The organism is Eggerthella sp. BIOML-A1 (assembly GCF_009875595.1).
GTDB lineage: Bacteria > Actinomycetota > Coriobacteriia > Coriobacteriales > Eggerthellaceae > Eggerthella > Eggerthella lenta.
On the sequence record NZ_WWRZ01000012.1, the window covers coordinates 41,273 to 57,614 of the forward strand.

12 protein-coding genes are annotated in these 16,342 nt (G+C 61.5%); 11 read left to right on the top strand and 1 reads right to left on the bottom strand.

The genetic code is table 11. The features are described from left to right. The first annotated feature begins 212 nt into the window (after positions 1-212). The 11 genes from GT590_RS13595 to GT590_RS13645 all read left to right on the top strand — a co-directional run bounded on the left by GT590_RS13595 (position 213) and on the right by GT590_RS13645 (position 13,625). A complete protein-coding gene (locus GT590_RS13595; RefSeq protein WP_009306706.1) occupies positions 213-1,550 on the top strand; it encodes an ammonia-forming cytochrome c nitrite reductase subunit c552 in 1,338 nt (445 codons plus the stop codon). Between the two features lie 308 nt (positions 1,551-1,858). Continuing rightward, entirely contained in the window at positions 1,859-2,557 is a 699-nt protein-coding gene (locus GT590_RS13600) for a cytochrome c3 family protein (protein WP_161171172.1), read from the top strand. Between the two features lie 267 nt (positions 2,558-2,824). After that, on the top strand, positions 2,825-3,490 hold the full coding sequence (locus GT590_RS14775) for a cytochrome c maturation protein CcmE (RefSeq protein ID WP_009609369.1): 666 nt from the start codon (positions 2,825-2,827) through the stop codon (positions 3,488-3,490). Positions 3,491-3,543: 53 nt separating this feature from the next. Beyond that, a complete protein-coding gene (locus GT590_RS13610) occupies positions 3,544-5,775 on the top strand; it encodes a heme lyase CcmF/NrfE family subunit (RefSeq protein WP_009306703.1) in 2,232 nt (743 codons plus the stop codon). Between the two features lie 6 nt (positions 5,776-5,781). Continuing rightward, positions 5,782-6,507 (top strand): ABC transporter ATP-binding protein, encoded by a 726-nt coding sequence (locus GT590_RS13615; protein ID WP_009306702.1) that lies wholly within the window; start codon positions 5,782-5,784, stop codon positions 6,505-6,507. After that, positions 6,508-7,224 carry a heme exporter protein CcmB gene (locus tag GT590_RS13620; RefSeq protein ID WP_009306701.1) on the top strand — a complete coding sequence of 239 codons (717 nt, stop codon included), beginning with the start codon at positions 6,508-6,510 and terminating at the stop codon, positions 7,222-7,224. Between the two features lie 181 nt (positions 7,225-7,405). Then, positions 7,406-8,176: a cytochrome c biogenesis protein gene (locus tag GT590_RS13625; protein ID WP_114516374.1), complete on the top strand. Its 771-nt coding sequence runs from the start codon at positions 7,406-7,408 to the stop codon at positions 8,174-8,176. A gap of 110 nt (positions 8,177-8,286) precedes the next feature. Next, positions 8,287-8,472 carry a hypothetical protein gene (locus tag GT590_RS13630; RefSeq protein ID WP_009306699.1) on the top strand — a complete coding sequence of 62 codons (186 nt, stop codon included), beginning with the start codon at positions 8,287-8,289 and terminating at the stop codon, positions 8,470-8,472. Positions 8,473-8,575: 103 nt separating this feature from the next. Next, entirely contained in the window at positions 8,576-9,388 is an 813-nt protein-coding gene (locus GT590_RS13635; protein ID WP_114516377.1) for a UTP--glucose-1-phosphate uridylyltransferase, read from the top strand. 141 nt (positions 9,389-9,529) lie between these two features. Then, complete coding sequence (locus GT590_RS13640) at positions 9,530-11,806, top strand: EAL domain-containing protein (protein ID WP_114516373.1); 2,277 nt, start codon at positions 9,530-9,532, stop codon at positions 11,804-11,806. Next, positions 11,781-13,625 carry an extracellular solute-binding protein gene (locus GT590_RS13645; protein WP_161171173.1) on the top strand — a complete coding sequence of 615 codons (1,845 nt, stop codon included), beginning with the start codon at positions 11,781-11,783 and terminating at the stop codon, positions 13,623-13,625. The genes GT590_RS13640 and GT590_RS13645 overlap by 26 nt, the downstream gene beginning before the upstream one ends. A gap of 96 nt (positions 13,626-13,721) precedes the next feature. Here GT590_RS13645 and GT590_RS13650 read toward each other — a convergent pair whose 3' ends face one another. Beyond that, entirely contained in the window at positions 13,722-14,684 is a 963-nt protein-coding gene (locus tag GT590_RS13650; RefSeq protein WP_009306695.1) for a D-2-hydroxyacid dehydrogenase, read from the bottom strand. Positions 14,685-16,342: the final 1,658 nt, after the last annotated feature.

Here is a 16,342-nt window from a genome sequence, read left to right on the forward strand (position 1 = left end):
TGCTTGGGTCGGCGGCTGCTGCGGGAAGTTGGCAAGCCGCGCCAATGTGGCCGCAGGTGCTTCTTTACCATTCTGACCTGCGAATAGTTAACTAGGGTTTTTCCCTAATGGGGTGGTGGGAATCCCCGAATACCCTCGTTTCTCGTGCATTCCGTCAATAAAAGTTGTATATTTTGTGAAGGAGAGATCGTCAGTCGAAGGGAGGAGATTGTATGGTTAAGACCAAGAGGAACAAACTCGCTGTCTGGACCGCCTCCGTCTGCGCATTCGGTATGGTCATGGGGCTGGTTGCATGTGCGCCCCAGGCTACCGAAGACGCTACGGAGCAGAAGGCAGATGAGAACAAAACGGTGCAGCAGGTGGAAACGCCTGAGCCCGATAAGTACGGCGTCGTCACCGCCGAGTCGTGGAAGGACGCGTATCCGGACCAATACGCTTCGTACATGGAGAACAAGTCCAACGCGCCTCTTCAGGATGGCGGCGACAAGCACAATTATCTGGAGCTGTACCCGGCTCTGAACACCATGTACAAGGGTTACGCGTTCGCGCTCGGCTATGACGAGGCGGCCAGCCATCTGTACACGCTGCAGAGCGTGAAGGAAACTCCGCGCACCACGCAGAAAGAGCAGCTCGCCGGCTGCATCACCTGCAAGACCCCGCAGTTCACCGCCATGGTGAACGATGAGGGAGAAGGCGTGTACAAGGAGAAGTTCAACGACTTGATCGGCGAGTTCACCGAGCCGGTCAGCTGCTACAACTGCCACGAGAACGATCCTCAGTCGCTCAAGGTGACCGGTTCGTACTTCGTGAAGGCGCTGGGCAACGACGCGGGCGAGGGCAGCAAGGCCCCGATGAACTCCCAGGTGTGCGGCCAGTGCCACAACGAGTACTACTTCGATGGCGAGACCAAGGCCACGACGAACCCCTACACGGGCCTCGATCAGATGACCCCGGACGCCATCCTGGCTTACTACGACGAGCGCAACTTCAAAGATTGGAACCACGCTGACACGTTCGCTCCGATGATCAAGGTTCAGCATCCCGAGTTCGAGACCATGCACGGCGGCGAGCAGTCCCCGATGGCCAAGGCCGGCTACGGCTGCTCCGACTGCCACATGGCTCCCGCTGAGGGCGCGAACGGCGAGTACACGTCGCATAACTGGGTGAGCCCGCTCGAGAACAAGCAGCTCATCGAGAACGACTGCAGCAAGTGCCACGACGACCTGGAGAAGAAGGTCAAGGACATCCAGGCCAGCGAGGAAGAGCGCGTGACCGCGATCAGCGAGAAGATCGAGGACATGACCAACAAGATCGCTGCGAAGTACGCTGACGAGATCGCCGCCATGAAGGCTGCGAACGAGGCAAAGACCGATATCCCGGCTGCGTCCGAGGAGCTTGCCAAGCTGCAGAAGCTTCAGCGCAACGCGCAGTTCTACTGGGATTTCGTGATGGTTGAAAACAGCGAGGGAGCGCACAATTCCAAGCTGACCAACGAGACGCTCGACAAGGCCGAGGCTGCTGCCGACGAAGCCCTGGCGATGCTCGCTTAGCCGACAACGACGTTCTCTCCAACGTCTTTAGAGGGGTGGGGAAAGGAAGCCTGGCTTCCTTTCCCCGTCTTAGGACCCCTCGACCGGCTTGATGCATTGTTTTTGCCGAAAAAGGGCCGAATCACACGAAAAACGGGGTGAATCCGGGCTAATTCCCCCCAAATGGGTGATAGGTTTTTTTGTCGGTTGACCGCTAGTATGCATGTGGTAAAGTGCTTGTGTTTCCGTTTGGCAGCGAAATCGATGCCACTTTGTAACGGAGACGACGGAAATGCAAGACGAGATCATGAGAAAGGGGGTTAGAGAGCATGAGCGAAGAGGAAACCAAAGTGGAAGCCGCCACTGAGGCACCTGCGACCGAGGGCTCTACGACCGAGGAAGCCGCTCCCGAGAAAAAGGGAAAGAAGTGGTCGATCGTCGTGGGCGTCGTCGTGGTTGTCTTGATTGCAGCCGGTGCCGGCTTCTGGGTTTGGCACGAGCAGCCGAGCTTCTGCGCCGCCATCTGCCACACGCCGATGGACGAGTACCTTGAGACGTACGAGCAGGAGCCTGGCACCACGGGCGTCGACAAGTGGGGCAACGAAGTGAGCAACACGAACGCGATGCTGGCCGTCTCGCACAAGGCCCAGGGCAAGGACTGCATGTCTTGCCACGTGCCCACGCTGAGCGAGCAGATGTCCGAGGGCATCAACTGGGTCACCGGCAACTACGTGTACCCGCTTGAGGAGCGCGACACGGACATGCTGACCGAGGCGCGCGGCCTTGACGGCGACGAGTTCTGCCTGAACGAGAGCTGCCACAACCTGACGCGCGACGACCTCGTGAAGGCTACGAGCGGTATGGAGTTCAACCCGCACAAGGCGCAGCACGGCGAGATCGAGTGCAGCGAGTGCCACAAGGCGCACCGCGCTTCTGTGATGTACTGCACGCAGTGCCACAGCGAGGCCGAAGTGCCCGAGGGCTGGCTGACGGTTGCCGAGGCCAACAAGCTTTCGACTGCGGCGTAAGCCACTGACAGCACCACCGCTCGTTCGCGAGCAAAGAACCGAATAAGCAAGAGGGAGCCCGCCGAAGCGCCATCGTACGCTTGGACGGGCTCCTTTTGTCAAAGGTCCGAGGAACGAAATGGTGGCCCTGCGAATGCGAGATATGCAGGAGGCTTCCACGCCGAGGCGCCGCGCATGGTGAATCTTTGAATTCGGCGCCATTGCGCTCCTCGGAACTTTGAGGTACGTGAAAATGACGGTTGGAGAGAGGCAATTGAGGAGGCGAGCGTGAACGCGAAAACGAAGCGTCGCATGGTTGTGGTGACCGGCATCATCGTCATTGTGCTGGTGGTTATCCTAGCTGTAGTCGGCGGTACGAGCTCGGCGAAGACCGTGTCGGTGGCAGAGGCTGCGACAGGGAGCTATGCGGATCAGAAGATCCAGGTGAGCGGCAACGTCGTCGAGAATTCATTCGCAACCGAAGGCAACGTGCTGACGTTCGACATCTACGATCCGAACGGGGACATCACCCAGCAGCTCCGCGTGCGCTTCGAGGGCGGCGTTTCCGCCACGTTCGGCAACGACGTGACGGCCATCTGCACGGGCAAGGTCGGCGAAGACGGCGTGCTCAACGCCAGCGAGCTGGTCACGAAGTGCCCGTCCAAGTACGAGAACGCCACGAACGCGTTGACGGTTTCCCAGTTGACGGGATACGGCGACGAGGTCGTCGACAAGCCGGTGAAGGTGGCCGGCGCGGTGAAGGACGGCACGCTGAAGGCGGCGGGCGAGGGCGACCGGTTCGTGCTCGTCGATCCCGAGAACGGCGAAGAGCTTGCCGTCGAGTTCAACGACGCGATCTCGGAGGAAGTGAAGGACGGCTCTTCGCTCGTCCTGACCGGATCCATGAACGCGCAGGGCAAGTTCTCCGCAACCGAAGTGGCCCTCGAAGGCTAGACCGGTTTCTACAAACGAAGGGCGGTCGCATAGCCGCCCCGAAAGGATAGTACATGCCAACTATAGGTTTGATAGGAGTGCTCGTCGCATTCGCCGGCGTAGCGGTGTCCATCGTGTGCCTGGTCGCGGGAGCCCTGTTGTCCCGCAAGAAGTCGGGCGGTGCAGGCGAGACGCTGACGTGGGGCGGGCATGTGGCCGTGCTGGTGACGCTGGCGGCTCTGACCGTGTGCTGCGGCGTGCTGGTGTACTGCTTCATGACCGGCGATACCAGCATCGAGTACGTGCTGCGCTATCGCAGCGACTCGTCCAGCGACATCGCCTGGCTTTACAAGCTGTCGGGTCTGTGGGCAGGCCGCGAAGGCTCGCTGTTGTTCTGGGGTTGGCTCATCGCCATCTTCAACTCGGTGGTGGCCGTTCGCAATATGAGGCAGGGCAGGAAGCTGGATTCTATGGCGCTGCTCGTGTCGCAGCTGGTGCTGGCGGCGTTCGTGGGCGTGATCCTGTTCTCCGAAAGCAACATGCCGTTTGCAGCTACGCCTGCCAAGTACTTCGACGGCTCGGGCAATCTGACGGCTGCAGCTTCGGTGCTGGGTATGAACACGCTGCTGGAGCACTGGGCCATGGCCATCCATCCGCCCACTTTGTTCGTGGGCTACGCGGGTCTCACCATCCCGTTCGCGTACGCCATCGCGGCTATCATCGTGAACGATTCTTCTAAGGAATGGGTCGTGCGCTCGCAGCGCTACACGCTGTTCTCCTGGTTCTTCCTGGGCGTGGGCATCGGCCTTGGCGCCATCTGGGCGTACGTCGTGCTCGGCTGGGGCGGCTACTGGGGTTGGGACCCCGTCGAGAACGCCAGCTTGCTGTCGTGGATCGTGGGCGTCGCGCTCATCCACAGCTTCACCGTGTACCGCCAGCGCGGCGCGTTCAAGCGCTGGTCGGTCATGTGCGCGTGCCTGACCTTCGCGTTCGTCATCGTGGGCACGTTCATCTCCCGTTCGGGTCTCGTGCAGTCGGTGCACGCCTTCGAGGGCGATCCCGTGTCGCTCGCGCTGTTCGGCGCGCTCATCGGTGCGTCCATCCTGGCCGGCATCGTGGGCCTTATCGTGCGGTGGAAGAGCTTCGGCCCGGCCTCCTCGGGCGCCGACGACGTGGAGAACATGCTGTCGAAGGATGCCGCCTACTATTTCAACAACGTCATCATGGTCGTGTTCGCGGTGCTGCTGACGTACCTGACCGTCTCGTCGGCGCTTCCTGCTTTCCTGCCGTTCGGCGGCCAGACGGTGTCGGCCGGCACGTACAACGCCATCGCCCGTCCGCTCGGCGTGATCTACCTGGCCATCCTGGCCGTGTGCCCGCTGCTTTCGTGGGGCCGCACCGAAGGCAAGCAATTCTGGAAGCGCGCCCGCATCCCGAGTATCTGCGCCGTCGTGCTGTTCGCCGTGCTCATGTTCTACTTCGTCACCTACCTGCTGCCCAGCTACGACGCCATCCTGGCGGCGGGCGGCACCGAGGCCGACGGCCTCTTGGAGCAGGGCCCGTCGTGGTACTACAACGGCGTGGCCGTGGTGGGCTTGCTGGTGGCCAGCCTGCTGTTCTTCAATTCGCTGTTCATGCTGGGTCGCGCCATCCGCGGCTACCAGAAGGGGCACCAAGGCAACGTGCTGGCGTCCGCTTGGGGCATGCTGGTGAACCGCGCGTCCACGTTCGGCGGCTTCGTCGCCCACCTGGGCATGGCCGTGATCCTCGTGGGCCTCATCGGCTCCTCGATGTACGTGACCGAGAAGACCGGCTATGTGAAGTACGATGAGGAAACCGACTCGGCTTCCGAGCCTTTCGTCATCCAAGACTTCGAGCTGCGTTACACCGGCAATAATATCGCTCCGCAGCCGAACGACGATGACATCCTCTACACCGTGTACTTCGACGTGTACAAGAACGGCGAGTTCGTCGGGGCCGTTGATCCGACGGTGCAGTTCGTCCAGTCCACGCAGCAGCAGAAGCTGGTGGCCAGCGTCATCACGTTCCCGACCGAGGATCTGTTCGTCGTGTACCGCGGCGTGAACTCCGACGGTGACTTCTCGATGGACGTGCGCGTGAATCCGCTGATCCTGGAAGTGTGGATCGGCTTCGGCCTGCTGATGGCTGGCGTGCTGATAGCCACCGTCGGCCGCCGTGGCGCGAAGCGCAAGCTGGCCGACGGCACCGCGGCGCCTGCCGACGCGGATGCGGAGGCCGAGGTCGAGACCGCCGAGAAGCCCGAACCTGAGAAAGTCGAGGCGTAAAGCGCCATGGAGGCCGTTGTGGAACCTGCGATCAAGACCAAGAAGCTCTCGAAGGTGTTCGGCAACCGCCGGGCCGTCGACAACGTGTCGATCGAGGTGCCGCAGGGCGCGTTCCTGTCCATTTTCGGTCCGAACGGCGCGGGCAAGACCACGCTGCTGCGCGTGTTGTCCACGCTGTCGAGGGCCACGTCGGGCTCGGCCACGCTCATGGGCGTGGACTTGAAGGAGGATCCGGACAAGGCGCGCGACCACATCGGCCTCATCTCGCACAACTCGATGCTCTACCCCGATTTGACGGCCGAGCAGAATCTGATGATCTACGCGCGCCTCTACGGGGTGGTCGACCCCGAGGCGCGCGTCCTCGAGCTGCTGGAGGCGGTGGAGCTGAAACACCGCCGCCTCGACGTGGTGCGCACGTTCTCGCGCGGCATGACGCAGCGCCTGTCCATCGCCCGCGCGCTCATCCATGATCCCGACGTGGTGTTTCTGGACGAGCCGTACTCGGGGCTCGACCCGCACGCGGTGGAGATATTCGACGGCCTGATCGACCAGCAGCGCGAAGGACGCACGTTCGTTATGGTGAGCCATGACTTGCAGAAGGGCTTCGCCATGTGCACGCATGCGCTGGTGTTGGCGAAGGGCAAGGTGGTGGCGTTCGACGAGAAGGATGCGTTCGATTTCGACGAGTTCTCGACGCTGTATCGCTCGACGGTTGGCATGGGGGTGGCGTAGATGGCGGTCGAGCTGAAGAAGCCCTCGACGTTCCGGCAGTACAAGACGCTGCTGCGCAAGGACTTGGAGCAGGAGTTCCGCACGAAGGAGATGCTCACGTCCATGGGCATCTACGCGCTTTTGGTGATCATCGTGTACGGGGCGGCGCTGGCGCAGACCTCGCAGACCACCGACGTGCTGCAGATGAGCGGCGGCCTTCTGTGGGCGCTCATCGTGTTCACGTCGCTTTTGGGCCTGAACCGCTCGTTCGCGCACGAGAAGGAGCAGGGCTGCATGGAGGGCATCCTGCTGGTGCCGATGGACCGTTCGGTGGTGTTCCTGGCGAAATCGACGTCGAACCTGCTGTTCTTGCTGGTGGTGGAAGTGATCGCCGTGCCGCTGTTCTACTTCTTCTTCCTGACCACCACCACGCCGTCCGAGAGCTTCTGGTTGCTCGTGGTGCCGCTGCTCGTGGGCACCGTCGGCGTGGCGGGCATCGGCACGCTGCTGTCCACTATCACCATCAACACGCGCGGCAAGGACGTGATGCTGGCCGTGCTGTTCATCCCGCTGATCTTCCCGCTTCTGTACGCATGCGTGTCCGCGACGACGGCGGTCATCGTGGGCGCGGAAGGATACGCGGACATCATGCTGACGTCGTTGGCGCTTGCGGGCGGCTACGACGTGATCATGATCCTCGCATCGTGGGTTCTGTACGATTTCGTGATTAGCGCTTGATGTTCCGTCGGCCTGCCGGCCGACGGAACTGCTCGATGCTGCGAGGCGCCCTGGCGCCGAAACTCGCCGCTTTTGCGCTTGCCCTTGCGTGCGAAAGCACCCGCGGCCGCGCAACACGGCGATTTTCAGCACCAGGACCCTTCTCGCTGACTTTGGTTGGATCCGTGACAGAAGGAGAGTAATGACTGAGAAAACGAAAAAGGCGCTCAAGCTGCCGGAAGCGGGGCAATGGCCCGACCGGATAACGCCGACGGTGCTCGTTGCGGGCGCCGTGCTGTCGACGATCGGCTTTTTGCTGGCGTTCCTGTGGGCTTCGCCGGTGAACGGTGCCGCGGTGAACGGCGTCGAGATGATCGGCGGCCAGATGGTGACCAGCGTGCTGCTGTTGTCGCAGAAGATCTTCTACTTCCATATGCCGGTGGCTATCACGTCGTTCATCGCGCTGGCGTTCGCGGGCTATTACGCGGTTCGCTTCCTCATGACGAAGAACCGCCGCTTCGACACCTGCTCGAAGATCGCGATGGAGATCGCGCTGCTGTTCGTGGCGTGCACGATGATCACGGGCGACTTGTGGACGAGGTTCGAATGGGGCGTGTGGTGGACGTGGGATCCGCGCCTGACGACGTACCTCATCCTCATGCTCATCATCATCGCGTACTTCATCCTGCGCAACGCCATCGACGAGCCCGAGCGTCGCGCGACGTACGGGGCGGTGCTCAGCATCATCGCCCTCATCGACGTGCCGATCTGCTTTATGGTAACGCGCCTGATTCCCTCCAGCATCCACCCGGTGGTCGTGCGCGAGGGCGGCATGTCGGCCGATATGGGCATCACGCTCATGTTCTGCCTCGTCGGCATCATGCTGATCGGGTTCGCCCTGTACCGCTTCCGCTTCCGCCAGGTTCGCCTGACCGAGCGCGTCGAAGCGCTGAAGGAGCAGTTGGAAGACTGAGGGTCCGCCGTTCTGCGAACGGCGGAGCGGGGCGATCTCGGGCACTGCGGAAGCCCTCGCTGACCTTGCTGGACCTGTGGGATGTTCGTTGTTGATAAAAGGAGAAACTTATGAATCCGGTTCTCGTAGAGATATACAGCACCATCGTTCCGTCGATGCCGTTCATCATCGGAGCGTACGTGCTCATGTGGTTGGCTATTCTGGTGTACATGCTGGTCATCACGCTGAGCTACAAGAAGGCCGAGAAGCAGATGGCGGTTTTGGAAGAGGCCGTCGCGGAACTGCAGGCAAAGTAGCAGGATGGCGACGGGTTTTCCCGTCGTGCTACAATAACCGAACACCATGGACGAAGCGCCGCTTCTGCGGCGCTTCGCGCACGTTACAGAGAAAGGTATGCCCATGAAGGCTCTCATTCCCGCTGCCGGCCTCGGCACGCGCTTCCTGCCCGCCACGAAGGCGCAGCCGAAGGAAATGCTGCTGGTAGTCGACCGACCGGCCATCCAGTACGTGGTGGAGGAGGGCCTCGCGTCTGACGCCGACGAGGTGGTCATCATCAACAGCCGCGAGAAGAAAGCCATCGAGGAGCACTTCTCGCCGAACCCGGAGCTTGTGGAGCTGTTGCGCGCCCGCGGGAAGGATGCGTATGCCGACGCAGTGGAGCGCGTGGGCAACTACAACGTGAGCTACGTGTACCAGGACGAGGCGCTGGGCTTGGGGCATGCGGTGCGGTGCGCGCACGAGAAGACGGGCGACGAGCCGTTCTACGTGCTGTTGGGCGACGTGCTGGTGCCCGACAACAAGATGCTGCCGCGCATGCAGAAAGTGTCCGACGCGCACGGCGGCGCCAGCGTCATCGCCGTCATGCCGGTGCCGGACGACCAGGTCAGCCGCTTCGGCGTCATCGCGGGCGAGGCCGTGGCCGACGACGTGTGGAAGATCGACGCGCTGGTGGAGAAGCCGGCGTTGGAGGACGCGCCGTCGAACCTGGCCGTGTTTGGCCGCTACCTCCTCAGCGCTCGCGTGATGGAGCTTTTGGCCGACGTGGAGCCCGGCGTGGGCGGCGAGATCCAGCTGACCGATGCGCTGGACGCCGTGCTGCGCGAGGAGGAGATGTACGCGCTGATCATCGACCCCGCCGACGGCTTCGACACCGGCACGGTGGAAAGCTGGCTGGAAACCAACAACGTGCTGTTCAGGCGCGCAGCAGAATAGCGAGAACAACCGTCGCCGAGCGTAACGGAGCGATTGCGAAGGCCTGCCGTCATCTGGCAGGCCTTCGAATAGTATAATGTCCTCGAAAAAGCGTATCCGGCAGCTGGAGGTGTCATGAGGCACGCGCGCGGCGAAAGAGGCATGATCGGGCTTGCGGCTGCCGTTGCCTCCGTGGTCATCGTCGCCGTTATAGGAGGAGCGCTGCTAGTCCACGCGTACTCGGACACGGTTCGCAATCTTACCCGCAAAGACAGCATCGGATACTTGGCTGATATATCCAGCCAGATCACCGAGAACGTGCGCACGGTCACCTCTCAGATATTCTCGGCGATGGAAACCATCGAACGCGGTCAGATGACGTTGGTGGAGAACGGCGCCACGCTCGACGAGCTGAACGGAGAAATGGCCGAGGATAGGGATCGGTGGAATCTGTCCCGCCTTGCTTATGTGGACGAGGACGGCGTGTGGTACTTCGCCGACACCACGCAGCGCTACACCAGGTCGCAGGACTATCTCAACAAGACGTTGCTTGAAGGCAAACGTTCCATCTCGGGTATCGAGACCATGGACGGCCAGGATGTGCTCGTGTTTTCAATTCCCGTGAACGCGGTCATCGATGGGCATCACATGAAGGCGCTTGCGGGCGTGTACGGGGTGGACGAGATGCTGCAGCTCCTGTCCATCGATTCGTTCGAAGGGAGAGGATACGCCTGCATCGTCAAGGACGACGGTTCGGTGGCGGTGCGTCCCGAGGATCAAACGGCCATCAGCGGCGAGTACAATATCGTGTCGGCTTTGGAGAGCCAGAACGCCGATGACGAAGAGCCGGTCCACGTTCTGCGGGCGGGGCTCAAAAAGGGGGAACAAGGCGTCGTTCTTGCGAAGTACAACGGCGTCAGTTCGTATTTCTGCTATACGCCTGTGGGCGTGAGCGATTGGCATCTGCTGTCCATCGTTCCCAGCGATTACGTCGATCAGAGGACGAACAGCCTGTATCTGCTGACCGTGGCGGTGGGCGTTACGGTGGCGTTGGTGTTCGGCGTGATCATGCTGTTCATCGTGATCGTGCAGCATCGCAATCGTCGACGGTTGGAGGCCATCGCCTACGTGGATCCTGTTACCGGCGGAGACACGGCCGGCCGGTTTCGCGAGCGCTATTACGACGTCGTCCGAACGGATCCGCGTAACTTGGTGCTCGTGTACGCCAACATAGCCAAATTCAAGTCGTACAACGATCGCGAGGGCAAGGAGGGCGGAGACCGTCTGCTCAGGTCGGCGTACGACATGATAGAGCGGCAGCTGCGCGAAGGCGAGTTCGCGGCACGCGTCTCCGCAGACCATTTCGTCATTCTGTTGCGCGAGCCTGACGAGGCGTCGACGAAGGAGCGTCTAAACGAGTTCAGGCTCACGTCCGAGAGCGTCGGCGAGCAAGTGCTCGTGTCGATGGACTTCGGCGCTTACATACTGGACGACGATGCGCTCGAGCAAGAGTTCACGCTCGTGACCGATGCGGCTAACTTGGCGCGTGCGAGCGCGGAGAAGCGGATGCTTCCAAGCGGTGCACGCGTTGGCTTCTATGATGATCGCCTCCGTCGGCGCTTCCTTCGAGAGAAGGAGCTCGAGGATCGCTTTCCCCATGCGCTTGCGAACGGCGAGTTTCATATGTATTTGCAGCCGAAGGTTGCGCTGCCCGAGCGCTGCATCGTCGGTGCCGAGGCGCTCGTGCGCTGGATCTCTCCGGAAGGCATGCTCTGCCCGAACGAGTTCGTTCCGCTCTTCGAGCGCGACGGCGTTATCGCCGAGCTGGATTTCTACATGTTTTGCCAGGTGTGCGCTTTGTTGAAGCGATGGGAGCGGGAGGGGAGGCCGCTTTTCTGCGTTTCAGTCAACGTCTCGCGCTCGAACTTCGACGTTTCGGATTTCTTCGCGCGCTACGAGCGCCATATCGCCGAGAACCAGGTTCCGGCTCGCTACCTGGAATTCGAGTTCACCGAGTCCGTCGTGTTCGATCGCACCGGCGAGATCAACCAAGTTATTCGGCGCATCCACGCGTTAGGCGCACGTTGCTCCATGGACGATTTCGGGAGCAGTTACTCCAGCCTCAACATGTTGCGTAGTCTCGAAGTGGATATCATCAAACTTGACCAGGGGTTCTTCCGCGGAGATACCGACATGGACAAGGCAAGGAGCATCGTCAACGGCATCGTGGGCATAGCGCGCGACATGCGTATCGAAACGGTTGCCGAAGGGATCGAGGATATGGGACAGGTGGATTTCCTCGAGAGCGTCGGCTGCAATGTGGTGCAGGGGTACGTGTTCGGAAAACCAATGCCCGCCGATGAGTTCCAGGATTTCAAACTAGACGATACGATGAGGGGAAACGGAGATCGCGGTGAAAGCGTTGAAGAGAGCCGGTAAGGCGGCGAAGACGTTCGCGTCGATCGCGCTAGCGGGGTCGCTGGTCGGCATCGGACTGGTCGGCTGTTCCGGCGAGGCTATGGGCAATGCGTCCGGACGCGACGATGAGATAGTGCTGACGGTATCGAAATGCCAGACCAAGGAGCTGCCGCAGGAGCTGTTGGACGAGATGACCAATCGTCACCCCAACCTGCGCTTCGAGTTCGATACGTATTCGAACAGCAACTATTCCGCGCAGATCGTCACCGAGCTCGAGCAGCGCGATATCCCCGATATCCTGATCAACACGCGCAATCAGGATCTGACCGAGGATTTGGAGCATAATCTGGTGGATCTCGCGGCGTACGATTTTTCCAGCGAGTACCTTCCCAGCGTTCTCGATCGCATGACCATCGACGGCAGCCTCTACTATCTGCCGGGTTACCTGACGCTTGCAGGGTTCTTCTACAACAAGGACCTTTTCGCCGAGCACGGCTGGGAGGCGCCTCAGTCGCTCGAGGAACTCATTGCCCTCAACGAGCAGGCGAAGGCGGAGGGCATCCGGCTTATGGCGTACTCGATGGAGCTGACGGGTCAACGCTTCCTGCAGCTGACCAATATCGCTTCGGCGCAGTTTCTGCACACGCCGCAGGGGTCGTCTTGGGAACAGGATTATCTTGCGGGCGAAGCGAGCATGGTGGGCACGTTCGAGCCTTTCATGGACGAGTATCGGCTTTGGCTCGACAGCGGATTGATTTCGGCTGACGACTTTTCCCTGTCGAATTCGGACGCCGCGGAGATGTTCGCGAACGGTGACGTGGCCATGATCTACGGCGTTGCCAACAACGTGAAGACCACTGATTTCGACTTCGATTTGGGCCAAGCTCCGTTCCTTGCGAGAGGCGAGGGCGAAGATAACGGCTGGTACCTGTATGCGGTCAGCTCGTACTACGGTATTAACAAGAAGCTGGAAGAGCCGGGCAACGAGGAGAAGCTGGCCATAGCGCTGGAGATGTTCGACCTGATGAGCACCCCCGAGGGCCAGAGCATGTTCACGGATGGCGCGGAAGGGCGATATCCGGCCACGAGAAAGGCGGACGGCGAGCTCCACGCGCCGCTTTTGAGCGATTACCGCAACGTGGTCGACCGCAATAACCTTGTGGAGTTGGCGGCTTACACTGCGCCGCTCTTGCTGGGAGGAGAGGCGCTGGGCGGGTACATCGCTGGCACCGTCAGCGCCGAGGAAGCGTTGCAGGCCTGCGACGAGGCTATGAAGTCCAACAAGTCGGAAACCCAGATCGGCGACGTAGTGGCACATATCGAACGCGACCTGAGCCGGGAGGAGACCGTCCGATACTTCGCCGACGCGTTCAGGGAGTACGGGGGCACCGACCTGTGCCTTATGCTGCCTGGCGGCATGGCAGACGGGCAAATGCATCCTTATGGGATTTCCGGCAAGCTGTACGAAGGGGAGCTGCACGCCAATGAGCTGACCGTGCTCTTGCCCAATGCGGGGAAGCCGGTGCCCACGCTGGCCCCTGCGCGCATTTCGGGCGAAGACCTGCGCGCGGTGCTAGAGAGCGGGCGCACGTTCGAGCGGAAGGACGCGTCGAGGGAGGCCCTTGCTCCGTTCCGCTACGAGGTGTCGGGAGCCGAGGTGGACTATGATGCAGACCGCAAAGTGCGATCGCTCAAAGTGAACGGCGTTGAAGTCGCCGACGAAGACGTATTCACGGTGACGTATTTCGACGGGGCGGTCGAAACGTCCCGCTTGACCGATGCGGCGGTGTCGGACGTGAAGCCCGTCCCTGCGTTCACTGCTTGCAAGGCCGCGCGTTGATGCACTGCCGCCCGTCGTGCGACGGGCGGCAGAGTGAGGTGAAGCCGGGATGCCGCGGAAGCGGCCGGGTTCCGGGACGCAGTCGTACGTAGCCGTCTAATTCACAACGTTCTGCGGTGCACCCTCCACGAACGCGCCGACGTTAGCGGTCACGGTAGCCAGCAAGCGTTCGCGGGCTTCGTGGGTAGCCCAGGCAATATGGGGCGTTACGATGATGTTCTGGCCTTTCGCTTGCAGCAAGGGGTTGTCGGGTTGCATGGGCTCCACCGACACGACATCGGCTGCGAAACCCGCCAGCTTGCCGGATCGCAGTGCGTCCACCACGGCCTGCTCGTCCACCAGCGTGCCGCGCGCGGTGTTCAGGAGGTATGCGCCGTCCTTCATGCGGCCGATGGTCTGGGCGTTCATCATGCGGTCGGTTTCGGGCGTGGCCGGTGCGTGCAGGGTCACCACATCCGAAACGGCCAGCAGCTCGTCGAGGCTCACTTGACGCACGCCATCGCTTTCCAATTGGGGTTTTGCCGATCGATTCTCGAACACCACGGGCATGCCGAAAGCACGCGCGATGCGACATACTGCCTGCCCGATGCTTCCCATGCCGACGATGCCCATCGTCTTGCCTGCCAGCTCCACGAGCGGCGTGTTCCAGAACGAGAAGTCCTTGGCGCGCGTCCAGTCGCCTTCCATGACCAGATTGGAATGCTCTCCTACATGCAAGCACAGCTCCAGCAGCAACGCGAACGTCATCTGCGCCACGTCGGGCGTGGAGTAGGCGGGCACGTTCGATACGATCACGCCCGCATCGCGCGCTGCGTCGAGATCCACCACGTTGTAGCCGGTGGAGGTGAGTGCGATCATCTTGAGGCGAGGAGCCCAGCCGAGCGCCTCGGCGTTCCATTCCGTCTTGCTCGACACGACGATGTCGGCTTCGGCTACCCGAGTTTTCAGCTGGTCGCGCGACGTGCGGTCGTACACGGTGACGGTGCCGAACCGGTCGAGCGCGTCCCAGCTCAAGTCGCCGGGGTTGTTCACCTGTCCTTCGAGGACCACGATGTTCATAGGCGTTCCTTCCCGAGAAAAGGATCGGCCCGGGGAGAGGGGAGCTCCACCGGGCCACAAGGAGGGGATGATGCGGCACCTATTGGGTGCCGCTCTGCTTTAAGGGGTAAGCAGATGCAAACTGAAAAGGAGGGGAGCCTTTCGTTTGCTGAAGCTATTATAAAAGTTGACATTGAATATCATATGATGCACGAGTGCATGTTTTGTGAATTGGAGGCCTCGAAAGTAACAGATAGGTAAACATGACGCAAAACCCTAGGGAAAAACCCTGACGCGGAAGCTCGAGCTGATTGTCCAACGGAGCGCCGGGGGTTTGACGGCGAAAACGACGTCAAGCGGTAGGAATCGACCGGTTTGGCAATTCTGGCGAGGGCCCGGCTGCGGCGCTTCGGGCTTGCCGAACGCGATCGAAGGCGTTTCCCCAGCTCGGGTTCTCGAAACGTCAAGTGAATCACTCGGCGGGATTACCAAACCGGTCGATTGCTGCCAAGAAGCGGGGGTCTTGCCGTCGAACCGAGGACATCGCGGGCCTGTCGGGTCCGTGGTCGGGGATCGTCCGAAGCCGTGCGGTTCCACGTGGAGCTGCAGCCGGGATCCCGCCCCAAACCGTGGAGTCCCTCTTAGTGTTTCATGTGAAACGTTTGTACGCGCATGCTTGTTCGGCCGCCGGGGTTCGCCCCATGCTCCGCCTGCCATCTGCGCTCGTTCGCGCCTATGGCGCGGGCTCGCGCTGGCATTCCGTTTGGTTCGCGCAGTCTGCCTCAAGCGTTTCACATGAAATGCTTGTGCGCGTCGGGCGAGGCCGTGGGAATGCCGTTCGCTGACAAGCTTGCTGTAGCGCGGCCCTCGGCGGTGGTTTCGCGGCTCGCGGGTTCTGCGGGCCGAGGCCGGGTTGGCCGCAAAATGGCTCCCATGACAAAATCGGCGGCCCGATTGGGCGTCGGCGGCGGTAGGCGGTTTTCGCCACCTGCGATTATGCTGGTTGGCGAGGCCGCGCGGCGCGCTGGAGCCGCTTTGAGATTGTCATGGGAGTCGATTCGCGTCCAAGCCGCCCTTCCGACGGCTCGGCAATGCCCCGCCGCACGGCTTCGCCATACGATGTGCTGCAAAAACGCCGGTTTGGCAGTCTTCGGCGGCCTTCGATCGCGCCCGACGCTCCTTCCCGAGGATCGGCGAGGCGTAATCCCAGCTCGCGCTTTGTCGCCGCCTCGGAACGCACCGCCAGATCGGGCCGGGACTGCCAAACCGGCGTTTTTGCAGCACATAGGTTGGCGTTCGCTGTTAAACCGGGATTGACATAGCTCAGGTCGACCCGCCCCGCGAAAACTCGCCGGCGGCTCGGAAGCCCCCTTCGGCCATCGGCCGGACGCTCGTCTCGCCTGATCGCTAGCTGTCCGGCAGAGGAAGCGGCATGCGGTGGTGCATGTCAATCCTGGTTTAGCAGCGTAGGTTGGCGAAATCGCGCGTTCGCAGCGAGGGACGTGACTGGGTGACGGCTCAGGCGGAGGTTCTGCCGCTCTGCCGTTCGGCGTGCGGCCGCTGCGTGGGCGCGGGCTCCATGCATTGTCTCGGCGGGTTCGAGGGTTATAGGCAAGAAAGTGTGTCCGTTTTAGGGGTGTAAGGGCAGGTCAAACCCTCGATAAACCATCGTTTAAATT